General features: G+C 41.9%; 9 protein-coding genes. 8 read left to right on the top strand and 1 reads right to left on the bottom strand.

Features of this window, described 5'->3' with window-relative positions; all coding sequences use genetic code 11:
* Positions 1-27: 27 nt before the first annotated feature.
* The 4 genes from CSV75_RS08185 (at position 28) to CSV75_RS08170 (ending at position 7,351) form a co-directional block, all read left to right on the top strand.
* Positions 28-1,650 (top strand): M20/M25/M40 family metallo-hydrolase, encoded by a 1,623-nt coding sequence (locus CSV75_RS08185; protein ID WP_099675442.1) that lies wholly within the window; start codon positions 28-30, stop codon positions 1,648-1,650.
* Positions 1,651-2,064: 414 nt separating this feature from the next.
* Entirely contained in the window at positions 2,065-3,945 is a 1,881-nt protein-coding gene (locus CSV75_RS08180; protein ID WP_099675441.1) for an ABC-F family ATP-binding cassette domain-containing protein, read from the top strand.
* Between the two features lie 21 nt (positions 3,946-3,966).
* Positions 3,967-5,088: a virulence factor gene (locus tag CSV75_RS08175; protein ID WP_099675440.1), complete on the top strand. Its 1,122-nt coding sequence runs from the start codon at positions 3,967-3,969 to the stop codon at positions 5,086-5,088.
* 160 nt (positions 5,089-5,248) lie between these two features.
* A complete protein-coding gene (locus CSV75_RS08170; protein WP_099675439.1) occupies positions 5,249-7,351 on the top strand; it encodes a methyl-accepting chemotaxis protein in 2,103 nt (700 codons plus the stop codon).
* A 174-nt stretch (positions 7,352-7,525) separates the two neighbouring features.
* Here CSV75_RS08170 and CSV75_RS08165 read toward each other — a convergent pair whose 3' ends face one another.
* The gene (locus tag CSV75_RS08165) at positions 7,526-8,440 is read right to left on the bottom strand and encodes a LysR family transcriptional regulator (protein WP_099675667.1); all 915 of its coding nucleotides are present in this window, start codon (positions 8,438-8,440) and stop codon (positions 7,526-7,528) included.
* A gap of 109 nt (positions 8,441-8,549) precedes the next feature.
* Here CSV75_RS08165 and CSV75_RS08160 point away from each other — a divergent pair, with 109 nt between their 5' ends.
* From CSV75_RS08160 to CSV75_RS08145, 4 genes are all read left to right on the top strand, one after another.
* On the top strand, positions 8,550-9,581 hold the full coding sequence (locus tag CSV75_RS08160; RefSeq protein WP_369825357.1) for a YeiH family protein: 1,032 nt from the start codon (positions 8,550-8,552) through the stop codon (positions 9,579-9,581).
* A gap of 178 nt (positions 9,582-9,759) precedes the next feature.
* Positions 9,760-10,206: a MarR family winged helix-turn-helix transcriptional regulator gene (locus CSV75_RS08155; protein ID WP_099632212.1), complete on the top strand. Its 447-nt coding sequence runs from the start codon at positions 9,760-9,762 to the stop codon at positions 10,204-10,206.
* A 3-nt stretch (positions 10,207-10,209) separates the two neighbouring features.
* Positions 10,210-12,852, top strand: coding sequence for an MMPL family transporter (locus CSV75_RS08150; RefSeq protein ID WP_099675437.1), 2,643 nt, complete (start codon positions 10,210-10,212; stop codon positions 12,850-12,852).
* A gap of 107 nt (positions 12,853-12,959) precedes the next feature.
* A complete protein-coding gene (locus CSV75_RS08145) occupies positions 12,960-14,156 on the top strand; it encodes an NAD(P)/FAD-dependent oxidoreductase (RefSeq protein ID WP_099675436.1) in 1,197 nt (398 codons plus the stop codon).
* Positions 14,157-14,199 lie beyond the last annotated feature (43 nt).

Below are 14,199 nucleotides of genomic sequence, written 5' to 3'. Positions count from 1 at the left end.
TTACTTAACCGTGAAGGAGGAGATGGAATGAATCGATACCGTTTTGATACCCCTGAAAAGCTGCGTGCATTGCTTTGTGAACTAGTAAGTTGGGATAGTCGTACGTTAACGGAAGGAGAGCGTTTCTTTTCCTGGAAGCTACAAAATAAGTTGAGCGAACTGGAATACTTCACTGAGAATGCTGATAATATTACACTTCATGATGCGGGTCTCGGGCGGCAAGTCGTGCATGCCCTTTATGAACATCCTGATGCCACAGATACGATTGTGTTGATCAGTCATTTTGATACTGTACAAACGGATGAATACGGAGCACTTGAACCACTTGCATTTCATCCGGAAGAGCTGACTAAGAAGTTGCTAGAAAATAAAGATATGTTGCCTGAAGCTGCGCGCCTTGACTTAGAATCAGGAAAATATCTATTCGGCCGAGGTACGATGGATATGAAGATGGGGTTGGCTTTACATATACAGTTGATCGAACGAGCAAGTATGGAGAATTGGCCTATTAATTTATTATTGTGTACAGTACCGGACGAAGAAGTGAACTCAGCGGGGATGCGTGCTGCCGTAAAGGAACTTGTACGCCTGCAAGAACAAGAAGGGCATCGCTTTAAGTTATTCTTGAACGGAGAGCCTTCATTTTCACAAGGACCTGCGGATACGAAAGAATATATTTACTCCGGGACAATCGGAAAGATTATGCCAGCCGCATTATTTTATGGAAAAGAAACGCATGTGGGTGAACCTTTAAAAGGGATTACTGCAGATTATATGGCGTCTTTTTTGACACAAAAGATGGAATGGAATCCTCTATTCCTTGAAATAGAGCAGAACGAATCAACACCTCTTCCTGTCACATTGCACCAGAAAGATTTGAAAATTCAGTACTCTACACAAACACCACAGCGAGCAGCTGCGTTATATAATGTCTTCCTATTCAAGCGGACAGCTGCTGAAATCATGAATATATTTGAACAAGTGGCGAATGAAGCGATGGCACAGTGTACTGAACATTATAAAGCGGTATGTGCACGTGAGTCGGCAGTGCCTCTAGGAGATATTCGTGTACTGCGTTTTGAAGAGTTATTAACATACGCTGAACATCAGTTAGGAAAAAATGAAGTAAACAGATTGAAACAGGAAGTGCTGTTGCAAGAAGAATGGGATGACCGTGAGCAATGCATACGTATTGTCGATACGCTCATGATGGCGTGCCAGGAATTAGGTCCAGCGACCGTCCTATTCTATGCGCCACCTTATTACCCGGCTGTTAACTCGTCTGACGATCCCCTTGTGAAGGAATCAATTGCGTTTGTGCAAGAGCGTGCGCAAGTATTTGATTTAACAATTGAACAAGTACATTATTTCAATGGAATTTGCGATTTGAGTTATGTGCATTATAAGGATGAAGAGGATCATTGGAAGGCGTTCGCAAAGAATACGCCAGTCTATGGTGCGACGTATTCGATCCCGTTTGAAGATATGCGCAAGCTAACTGCACCGGTGTTGAATGTGGGTCCGTTTGGTAAGGATGCGCATCAAAAGACGGAGCGGCTGCATATCGATAGTGCGTTCAGAGAGATGCCGGTGTTGTTGGAGCAGTTGGTGAAGAAGCTGGCGGGCATGAATCAGCCGAAGTCTAGATGAGGTTTCAAACAATTTGGGTCTAATGGGTAGAAGTGTTGGACCGGCGTTCGACGTAGTTTGGATACTAGAATTTGAAAGTGTCGCACTCTTGACCTGCATTGGTGCGTGGCTCTAACTGAATGAAAATCAACGTATTGATAGTACTGATAACGAATTTTATGCAAAGCAATGGGCATAGACAGGCTAACATCCTGTCTGTAGCTTCTTGCGAAAGTCATCTACCTGAGCCAAAGTTAGGCCAATGGATTCTCCACTTACAATGGCTCGCAAAACAACCTCCCCATTTCACACCCCACTCACTTTCATTCACCATCAAACACCACCATACATAGTACGCAAACGTGCATGTTTTCAACTTGCTTGAATTTCAGCTATACTAAGATTAGAAGCAATTTAAGAATAGGATGTGCCAGGATGAGTCATTTAGTGGTAGAAAAATTAACTAAAACAGTTGGAGAAAAAACACTTTTTAAAGATGTAGCATTTAATTTAAAAAGTGGAGATAAGATCGGTTTGATCGGGATTAACGGCACGGGAAAATCTACGTTACTCTCCATAATTTCGGGGCAGGGAAGTGCGGATACGGTGACAATGGATCATCCAAATAAGTTCCGTGTGGCATACTTGCCTCAAGAACCGATTGTCAATCCGGACTTAACCGTGATGGAAGCAGTATTCGAAAGTGATGCACCTGTTATTCGTACAAATCTACATTACGAGCATGCATTGCAACTACTAACCGAAGATCCTTTAAATGAGGAGTATCAGGAACGGTACTCATTCTATCAAAATGAAATGGATTCAACGGGCGGCTGGGATTTGAATGCATTAGCACGTACTATATTAATGAAGCTAGGTATCGAGACATTCGATAAGAAGATGGGCGAATTATCCGGCGGTCAACTGAAGCGTGTGGCTCTCGCTAAAGTATTAATTGAACCGGCAGATCTATTGTTGTTGGACGAGCCGACGAACCATCTGGATGTCGCATCGATTCAGTGGTTGCAAGACTTCTTACAAAATGTTCAAGGAGCAGTATTATTTGTTACACACGATCGGTACTTCTTGGATCAAGTTGCTACACATATTTACGAGTTAGCGGATAAAACACTTTATTCGCATACCGGAAATTACGCAGATTATTTGGAGTCAAAAGCACTGCGTGAAGAGATGTCAGCTGCTTCGGATCAAAAAGACCGTAATCGCTACCGTAGTGAATTGAAATGGATTCGCCGCGGTGCTAAAGCGCGGTCGACGAAACAGAAAGCGCGAATTGACCGCTTTGATGAACTTCAATCGAAAGTGAAGCAGACTGATGAGTCATTGGACTTTGAAATGGATTTACAAACGACACGTCTTGGTAAAAAAGTGTTGGAAATCAACAATATTACAAAAAGATTTGACGATAAAGTGATATTGAATGGTTTTTCTGCTATTCTACAAGCGAAAGAACGTATTGCGATTATCGGACCGAATGGTGTAGGGAAGACGACACTTCTTCAAATGCTGGATGGGACGACGATGCCGGACACCGGTGAAGTCGATATAGGCTCTACCGTAAAGATTGCTCATTTCCATCAACATTTGCCACCAATGAATGAAAACCAGCGGATTATTGAGTATATTCGTGAGACATCCAATGACATTGAATCAGGAGATGGTGAGCGATTGTCCGCGACACAAATGTTGGAGAGATTCTTATTCCCTTCCTCTGCACACGGAACGCCAATCGGTAAATTATCAGGTGGGGAACGTAAACGTCTATATCTATTGAAGTTATTAATGGAACAGCCGAATGTTTTGCTACTGGATGAGCCGACGAATGACTTGGATCTTGAAACGTTATCCGTTTTGGAGTCGTTCATTGATACGTTCGCTGGAGTAGTCGTGACGATTTCCCACGACCGTTTCTTCTTGGATCGAATCTCACGTAAGCTATGGATACTAGATGGTTCGGGAGAAATCGATGTACGTCTTGGTTTGTATTCAGATTATCTTGAAGAAAAGAGTACAAAAGACGTGAAGCCCCAAGCTAAAGTTGCGGTTGTTGCCCCGGCTCCAGAAGTTAAAGAACCTAAAAAGAAAATGACATACGCGGAAAAACGTCAGTGGGAAACCATTGAAACGGATATAGAAGGAATAGAGGAAAAAATAGCCGCGGTACAACAAAAAATGACGATTACGGGCTCAGACTATGATCAGCTTCGTCAACTGGATGAAGAACTCGTAACGCTGAATCAACAATACGAAGAACTGGTCGAGCGCTGGTCTTATTTACAGGAATTAGCCGATTAATTATATTGGAGGAGATTATTCTTGAAAATCAAATCGATTGAACCGACACCGAGTCCAAATTCCATGAAAATTATTTTAGATACCCCTTTGCCCGATGGAGTAAGCCATAACTATAAGAAGAAAGATGAGGCACAGGCACCTGAGCCGGTTCGTTCTCTTTTGGCTATACAAGGAATTAAAGGAATCTATCACGTATTAGATTTTATGGCAGTAGAGAGAATTGGAAATGTTGCGTGGGAATCCATCCTGGCCGAAGTACGTTCCGTTTTAAATGAAGACGGCGAATCGCTTGAACAAGCTGAAGAACAGAAGATAGACGAGCATTTCGGTGAAGTCTACGTTCATGTACAGACGTATAAAGAGATCCCGCTGCAAGTGAAAGTGTTCAACAGTGATGAGGAATCTCGGTTTGGATTAAGTGAACGTTTCATCCAAGCGATGGAAACCGTTCACCATTCTGAAGTTGAAAACTATATCTTACTGCGAAAATGGGTAGATTACGGAATTCGTTACGGAGAATTGCAGGAAGTGGGCGAGCAAGTTGTACAAGAACTTGAAGCCGCGTATCCTGAAGCACGCTTGCATGAGCTTGTGGAAAAAGCGGAAAAGGCAGACGGAGAAGCAAAAGTTCGTGGAGAGAAAGTGACATTGGCGGAATTTACTGTTCCAGAATGGGAAACGCGCTTTCGCTTATTGGATCAAATGCCAGATCCCGACGTTTCGGATTATCCAGTACTTACACTGGCACTTGAAGATGAGAAGATGTCCATCCGCAGATTGGCTACAGTTTACCTCGGTATGATTGAAGATGAAACAGTCATCCCGTTTATCGAAAAAGCACTCGAAGATAAAAGTTGGGCGGTTCGTCGTACAGCCGCAGACTGTATGAGTGACCTTGGCTATGTTGGTTTCGAATCCGCTGCGATCCGTTTATTACAAGATAAAAACAAGTTGGTTCGTTGGCGTGCCGCAATGTTCCTCTATGAATCCGGAACAGAACGAGCATTACCCGCACTGCACGAAGCAGAAAACGATAATGAATTTGAAGTGAAACTGCAAGTCCGTATGGCGATCGCTAGAATTGAAGAAGGCGAAGAGGCAAAAGGCTCCATTTGGCGTCAAATGACCGAAAGAACTAACTAATTCATGAAAGCCCATAGAGAGACGTTAAACATCTCAAATCCTTGACCTTGTCTACCAGACAAGGTTTTTTTATATGACTTTCAGCTAAAAAGGTATACAATTAGTAAGGACTAAAGGTATAATGTTAGTCTGATCATAATTTACTAGGAGGGCTCATGAAGTGAAGAAGTCTGCAAGTATTGCGATGAAACTCTCAGGACTAATTATCGCATTATTTTTATCACTATTTTTGGTATACTCAGTTGTTACCAGTTTCATGTTACATAAGCAAAGCATTAAAGATGCTGAGGAATTTGCATTGGAAAGTGCAAATAAAAATTCACTTGTTCTTAGTGCGAAATTCAATGAAACAAATGATATGTTACGCACAACTAGTCACATATTGGAAACATTACAAGCGACAGGTGATATGAAACCGGAGGAAATTATTCGGATCATCAAAAACAATTTGAAGAAAAATGAGGATGCTACCGGAATGGCGGCAGTCATTAATCAGTCGGCATTCGCTGAAGGAGAAGTCCTACCAAAGAACTTGCTAGATGAAAATCAGCAATTCATTCCATATGTCTTTAAGCAAGACAATACTACCGATGTAGAACCATTAAGTGGAATGGATGATTCTACAGCGAATAGTTGGTATACCGTTCCAAAAAATGAAGCACGTGCGATATTAACAGAACCTTACCCGTACGAAACAAATGGTAAAACGATTCTCATGACTACTATTTCCGTTCCGATGGTCGATGCATCAGGAAATTATTTTGGTTTGTTAACCACAGATATATCAATAGATTTCTTGACTGATATGGTGAAGACGATTCAACCAAAAGGCGGCTATGCTTCTATTATTACAGACGCTGGATATATTACGGCGAACAGTCTAAAGCCTGAACTAAACAATAGCAATATGGCAGATGCAATCGATTGGAATGCTGCTAAAGTAAATATTGATCAAGGTGAATTGGCAAGTATGTATGTAGATTCTCAGAGTCTAGGTGAACAAGCATTTAATGCCTTCTCTCCAATCAACTTAAAAGGAATCGATGAGAGATGGTCAGTACAAACTGTTACACCGAAATCTGAGATTTTGGAAACATTCACCGCTATTTTGTGGATTACAATTGTATCTGCAATCGTGATTGTGTTGCTGATGTCAAGCGCATCCACGATCTTCATTTATCGACTGTTGAAACCGTTGAAAACCTTACAGCAATCCATGCAAACCGCTGCTGCAGGTGACTTGACAATGATGGTAGATGAACAGAAAATTCGTCACGATGAGATAGGATTAGTAGCACTTGCTTATAACGATATGTTGCGTCAGACGAATGCGGCCTTACAAACCGTGCAATTGTCTTCGAGTCAGTTGAGTGATTCATCCTCGCAAGTTACGCATGCCTTCGAAGAGCTAGTTGCCGCGAATCAAGAAGTATCAGTAGCGACGGATGAAATTGCACAAGGCGCTTCTAAACAATCCGAAGATACAGAAGTAACAAGCCTACGAATTTCTGATTTAGCGGACCGTATGGATCATATCCACACGATGTTCATGACAATGAATCAGTTGTCTACAGACGCTTCTCATTCTGCTGAAAGTGGAATGTCAGAAGTGAAAAAGTTACGTGTTCATAACACGACAGCAAATGAAATGAATAAAAAAGTACAGCTTCAAATACAAACATTGACTACTAAAATATCATCTATTAATCAAGTCATTGAAACATTGCATGGTATTACTGCAAGCACGAATCTTCTAGCGCTTAATGCAAGCATTGAAGCGGCTCGAGCGGGTGAAAGTGGTAAAGGATTTGCGGTTGTTGCGAATGAAGTACGTCAGCTAGCGGAACAGTCCCGCAGAGAAACTGAAGTAATTCAAGAAACCGTGAAAGAAATCTTGTCAGAATCACAGCAGACAGTTGATGTCATTGAATTGAACATGAAATCCATGGACGGTCAAAATCAGTCCGTTACAGACACGGAAGAATCATTCGTACAGAACGCGGACATCATTGATCAAATTCGCCAATCCATCACGGAACTATCCGAGAAGCTTGCCGAAATGATGGAATATAAAGATGAAGCCATTCTAGCCATCCAAAACGTTTCTGCCATTTCGGAGCAGACGGCTGCCTCTTCTGAACAAGTGAGTGCATCGGCTGCCGCACAACAGAGTGAATTGGAACAAGTAGCAGATTCTACAAATCAAGTGAATGAGATCGCTGGGGAATTGCGAAGTGTAGTCGATCGATTCAAATTATCGTAATTCAATCGTGTAATCAGCAGAAGTGGCGTAGGCCACTTCTGCTTTTTGGGGGTCTGTTTTACACAGTACAGTTTATGATGTAAAAGGGTCTGCAGTTTTTTTTCTATGAAAACATGTGAGTATATGCAGCGACTTACGTAAAACATCCACCAGCCCTTCACTCGGAAAAGAATGTCACGATGTGGTCCCGATATTCAAAACCGTCAACTCCTCACTATTCTTTAACAACTCAATAAACACCTGCAACGCCTTCGTTTGAAACGGCGAGTTCGTCACGATAGAGAAGTGCCGCTTGAATGGCGTTCCTTTCACCGATAGCGTCGTCAAATCACCATAACGTAATTCCTTTTGTATCGCCCACTGTGACAGCAAACTAACGCCAAGCCCCGCTTCGACAGATTCCTTAATCGGTTGCGTACTGCTGAATTGCATAATACGCTTTGGATAAAATCCAGACTGGGAAAAGAATAATTCTGCCGCCTCCCGTGTACCTGAACCTTCTTCGCGTAATAGCCAGATCTCATCTTCTAGTGCCGTAATCGACTGCCTACCTTTCTTCTGAGTTAGTGGATGATTACTAGGCGTGACGATGTACATTTCATCTTCTGCAAAGTCTTCATTTTGAAGCGGTGTGGCTTCCTTAAAATGTCCTTCGATCAAACCGATGTCGAGTTGGTGAGTAATGACTAACTCCGCGATGTCTGCTGTATTTCCAATTGTGACTTGTGGTTCAATCGCCGGATAGTCTGCGACAAGTTTAGACAGAATATGAGGCAAGACGTATTCACCGAAAGTATAGCTGGCTCCAATGGCGAGAGGACCGCTAGCTTTATGGGCTAAGTCATCTACTAAGTTTTGCATTTTTGAATACAAGCCCGCGATTTCTTTTGCGTGATGATAGACAATTTCCCCAGCTTGGTTGAGTCGTACATATTTATTCGTTCGCTCGAGCAATCGTACACCAATGGATTCTTCGAATGAACGAATATATTGACTGACAGCAGGTTGTGTCATATGCAGTTCTTCTGCTGCTTTAGAGAAGTTCTTTTGCTCGGCTACCTCAATGAATACTTGCAGTTGCTGATCGATAGGACGGCAACTCCTTTCCATGTATATAGATTTACTTATCATAGCTATTATAAATAGTTATTTCTCTTATAGCCAGCTGTTTCCTATACTGTTACTAGGGGGTGTCATCATGATTTGTTCGAATATGACTCCAGAACAGCACGCACTACAACATCCATCTAAATGGAAATCATGGATCAGTGGAATAGCTTTTACATTTTTTATTGCATTTTTAGGTTATTTATTAGCAAAAGTACCAGGTTTCAATCATATCGGTCAACTGGCCTGCGCAATTATTATCGCAGTGGCATACCGTCAATTTTTTGGCTATCCTGAAATGATTCGAAGTGGAATTGCCTTCTCATCAAAGCGTTTGCTTCGCACAGCAATTATTTTATACGGTTTGAAATTAAATATAGATACCGTCTTAAGCGACGGGCTCGGCTTACTTGCTCGGGATGTAGGTGTGATCATTTTCGCGATATTCATGACCATTTGGCTCGCCAAAGTATTTAAAGCAGATAAAAATATCTCCTTGCTTTTAGGTGTCGGGACAGGGGTCTGCGGTGCAGCAGCCATTGCAGCAGTGGCACCGATTATTAAAGCGAAAGATGAAGACACTGCAATAGGTGTAGGAATCATCGCATTAATGGGTACAGTGTTTGCGATTGGCTACACGATTTTACGCCCCATTCTTCCACTCGATTCAATCGAGTACGGAATGTGGGCAGGAATCAGTCTACATGAAGTTGCGCACGTGGCTTTAGCGGGTGCACCGGCAGGAGAAGATGGCTTAGCAATTGCCTTATTGGCTAAACTTGGCCGAGTATTCCTCTTGGTACCACTATGCTTCATCTTCATTGCTATCATGAAACGTAAGCATACAGACGAAACGGGCGCTAAAATTGAATTTCCATGGTTCCTCGTCGGCTTTATCATTCTAAGTATTTTAGGAAGCTATGTGTTTGGTCACTCCATTCCTGTCTCAGATCACGCAATGGAAGGCGTTTTTACACTGACCACATGGTTACTAACAGCAGCCATGGTTGGACTTGGTCTAAACGTCAGTCTACGTGATGTAAAAGACCGCGCGATGCGTCCACTTGCCGCCATGACAGTCACATCCATACTATTATCCGTCATCGCCTATTTCATTATTTAATACACTATACTGATAAAAAGTCAGTCTACGAGTAACTATCTCGTAGGCTGACTTTTTCGTAGCGGATTCTATCCACAACTTGCCAGTAATAAAAATTTTATAAAACACGTCTAAACTAGTTGACTTTATTTAGTCCACCCCCTAAACTATTAATTATTGGTTTAGGGGGTGGACTACTTTGAAAAATCAGCTTCAAGAAGCAGTAGAACTATTTGAAGAAGTCATGATCTACGGTACAGAGCATGTTGTGAAAAACTTGGACGTTCCTATATGGAAAGATTACTCACCAGAACAAATCCACGTACTGAAAATACTATCTGCCTATGGTCAGCTATCCAGTGGACAACTGGCGGAGATTCAAGGCGTACATAAAAGTGCCATTTCGAGTCGTCTTAAAAAACTAGTCGAAAAAGATCTTGTACAGTCTGAAAAAGACGTAAATGATCAGCGGATGAATCGAATATCACTAACCGAAAAAGGTCGTGAAGTACTATCGATTTCAAATGCCGCAATAAATGAAAGCATCGAAAACTTGTTGAAAGATCAAATCGATGAACAGGAGCTTGAACAATTCATCAAGACATTCCGTAAACTGAAATCGATTTTAGTCACAAAGGAGAGATAAGGCGTGAAAACGATACTAAAATTTAAATGGCCTATTGCGATCGGTATTGTCATACTGACGGCTGTTTTATTTATACTAGCACCTGATTTGGCAAAGCAGGCGGAAAAAGCAGGTTCTTTCCAATTGCTAGATTCGGCAGATTCCCAGAAGGCTGCAAAAATGTTAGAAGATGCGGGACAAGCGGATGAAACCATTTCGCTCGTCTATGACCTCAATAAACCGGCAGATAAAGCAAAAAAACAGGAAATTTCTGCAACTGCCAAAGAAATCCGGGATGCCAGCAACATTGTAACGGATGTTCTAGATCCGTTTGATAGTGAAGAAATGAAAGATCAGCTCGTTTCTAAAGATCAAAAAACTGTATTGCTCCCCATCATGGTAGACGGTACAGATGATGAAATTATTCAATTGGCTGAAAAAATAAAAAGAGATATCGTATCTACAGAAGATACAGTGTATATGACAGGCGAAGTAATCATCAATCATGACGTAAATGAAAGTGCGCAAGAAGGACTTAAAAAGACAGAAATTATTACGGTGGTGTTGATTTTTGCTTTATTGCTCATTGTTTTTCGCTCGATTATCACACCATTCGTTCCGTTAGTGGCGGTAGGAATCGCGTATTTATTAAGTCAGTCATTCGTAGCATTCTTCATCGACTGGTTTGGGTTCCCAGTTTCGAACTATACCCAAATATTTTTAGTCGCGATTTTATTCGGTCTAGGGACAGATTATTGTATTCTGTTATTAAGTCGGTATAAAGAAGAATTACTAGCCGGACATGAAGTGGAAGAAGCAATTATCAACACGTATAGAACAGCTGGACGCACACTATTCATCAGTGCACTTGCGGTGTTTATCGGTTTCGCGGCAATCGGATTTGCGGACTTCCCGATATTTAAATCGGCAGTCGCAGTAGCGGTAGGGATTGCGGTATTGATGTTCGTTCTATTCACTGTCGTACCACTGTTAATGTCCATTTTACAAGACAAATTATTCTGGCCTGCAAAAGGCGCGGCTTCGCATAAGGATAGTAAATTGTGGATTGCTTTCAGTAAATTATCCGTTATGCGTCCACTACTTTCCATGTTCATCGTAGCCATCATCACAATTCCGCTATTATTGACGTATGACAATGATCTGTCATTCAATACGGTAGATGAAATTGATAGTAGTAAAGAGTCTGTCAAAGGATTAAATCTTATATCGGATGCTTTTGGTGAAGGGGATTCACTACCTGTACAAATCCTGTTAAAAAAAGATTCTCCAATCGTGAAAGAAGGGGATGTCACCTATTTAGAAGCGATTGCCCGAGATTTGGAGAAAGTAGAAGGCGTCAAAAGTGTTCGTACCGTTACACGACCGACTGGTGAATTATTGGAAGATTTATATGTAGACCATCAAATCGGTTTGATGGCAGACGGTTTAAAACAAGCGAATGATGGTATACAGGAAATTCGTTTAGGTTTGGCGACAGTTCAGTATAATTTACGCGACGCAGCTAATCAATTGCCTTCTGGCGGAACGGGCAGCGGCTTAATCCAAGCTGCAAACGGTATTGAGCAGATCAATGGTCAGCTAGCGCAAATTTCTGGCGGCCTCCAACAAGGTCTTCCTGCCGCGCAAGCAGCTGGAGGGTTGGATGCACTAGGTAAAGAGTTGGAAAAGATCAGTAAAGGTATTGCAGGCGCTGGATCACAAATCAACCAAAGTGGTTCGCAAATCGGACAATTAAAAAGTGGTTTGAAACAGCTAGGCAGCGGTGTCAAAGCATCCAAAGACGGTTTGGCTGAAGTGACGACAGGTCTTCAAGAAATTGCGGATATGCTTGACGATATGGCGGATACGAAAAGTGTGCGCGACACGGGTTTATTCATTCCTAAAGGAACACTTGATAGTGAGGAGTTTGCACCAGTCATGGACCGCTACACATTCGACGGTGAAAAAGGAATTTTGATGGAAGTGATCTTGAAGGAAAATCCTTATTCACGTGAAGCCATTTCAACGGTGAAAGATATTAAAGATACTGTGAAGCGCTCGGTCATCGGTACACCATTTGAAGATGCAGATTTAGCATTCAGCGGTATTTCGAGCATGAACTCGGACTTGAGTGATATTTCATCCGCTGACTTTACACGTACAGTAACCGTTATGTTAATAGGGTTATTCATCATTCTCTTCGTCTTATTCCGTTCAGCGATTATGCCATTGTATATGATCGGTTCATTATTGCTGACATATTACACAGCGATATCTATTACGGAATTGATTTTTGTCAATGGTCTTGGTTATGACGGAATCAGTTGGGCAGTTCCATTCTTCGGATTTATCATGCTGATTGCGCTTGGCGTAGATTACTCTATCTTCTTACTCGATCGTTTCCGCGAAGAGAGTATTGGGGGAATGAAGGTCAGGGAAGCATTGATGTATTCTATGGCGAAGATGGGTACTGTTATTATTACGGCAGCTGTTATTTTGGCAGGAACATTCGGTGCTATGATGCCTTCAGGCGTCTTGAGCCTCATGCAGATCGCAACGATTGTTATTTCGGGATTACTGCTCTATGGTTTAATTATTTTGCCATTGTTAATTCCAGCCATTACGATTTCGTTTGGACGCGGTGTTTGGTGGCCGTTTAGAGGATAAAGGAAAGGTGCTCAGCTACTGATTGAGCACCTTTTTTGTCTATGTTTATAGGACCAGTCTGACAGGGTAAATAAAGTAAAAAACGAATAGATAGGGGACTGCTACTAATGAAGTTACATACGGGGTCATTATATTGGGAGTCGACTTTTACAAAAGAAGGTTTTGCAGAAGTGAAACGTCAAGATCTATATGATGTCGCAATAGTAGGTGGCGGGATGTCGGGTGCGCTGACTTCATACGTATTAGCGAATGAAGGGTATACGATGGTGTTGATTGAACAAGAAGAAGTAGGTGGGGGGAGTACTGCTGCAAATACTGGTTTACTGCAGTTCTCCAATGATATTATGCTGCATGAATTAATAGAGCAAATTGGCGAGGAGAAAGCTGTGGAATTTTATCGGGCGTGTAAAGAAGCAATGATCCATTTGCAAGACGTTGCGGAACATGCACCATTTGATGTCCATTTCCACACACGCGAAAGTTTATATTATGCCAGCACTGAAGAAGATGTAGTGAGATTGCGTAAAGAGTTTGACGTGTTACAAAAGTATGGTTTTCCGGTAGAGTTTTGGGAACGTGAAGATATTAAAGCGCATTTTCCGTTTTCACAACCTGCCGCTATCGTGACGGCGGGGGATGCAGAAGTGAATCCTTTGCGTTTGTGTATGGGCGCGATACAGTATGCATATGAAAAGGGCATGGATATTTTTGAACATACCGAAGTACTCGGAATTCTAGATACAGAAGAACGTGTATTCATCCAAACGACGAACGGGGAATTTCAGGCAAAATCCGTCGTGGTCACTACTGGTTATGCACCGACTCCGGATATGAAGATTCCCCAAAAAGACGTAAAAGTTACATATGCCATCGCAACACAGCCAATAGAAGATTTGTCATTTTGGCACGATCGAATGATGATTTGGGAAACCAAACGTCCTTATTTGTATATGCGATTGACGGATGATCATCGTATCGTAGCAGGTGGCTTGGATCAAAATATGGATACATTACCGAGCTCAAAAGAAGAGATCGATAAGAAATTTAAGCAATTAAAAAAGGAATTGCAAGAGCTGTTTCCTAATCAATTATTCAATTTTGAGTATGAGTGGACAGCGTTGTTTGGAGAATCGACGGATGAGTTACCAGTCATTGGCCGCCATCCATTTGAACGGAATATTTATTATTTGATTGGTCTTGGCGGGAACGGAACGGTCTACAGTATGTTGGGGGCGTATTTATTACGTGATGAATTAGCAGGTACGTCGAATCCTAATGAATCTATACTAGAAATAGAACGTTAAAAAACAACTAGTGCAATCGTTCTTCAGCTACTTATAGCGTTGT

It is taken from the genome of Sporosarcina sp. P18a (assembly GCF_002743135.1).
Lineage (GTDB): Bacteria > Bacillota > Bacilli > Bacillales_A > Planococcaceae > Sporosarcina.
The sequence above is the reverse complement of the archived record's forward strand: the minus strand, read 5'-3'. Positions and strand labels throughout refer to the sequence as shown.

What these genes read in the sequence shown, in the direction of transcription:
- CSV75_RS08185 (WP_099675442.1), top strand. Translation starts at nt 28, where the DNA reads ATGAATCGATACCGTTTTGATACCCCTGAAAAGCTGCGTGCATTGCTT.
- CSV75_RS08180 (WP_099675441.1), top strand. Translation starts at nt 2,065, where the DNA reads ATGAGTCATTTAGTGGTAGAAAAATTAACTAAAACAGTTGGAGAAAAA.
- CSV75_RS08160 (WP_369825357.1), top strand. Translation starts at nt 8,550, where the DNA reads ATGATTTGTTCGAATATGACTCCAGAACAGCACGCACTACAACATCCA.
- CSV75_RS08145 (WP_099675436.1), top strand. Translation starts at nt 12,960, where the DNA reads ATGAAGTTACATACGGGGTCATTATATTGGGAGTCGACTTTTACAAAA.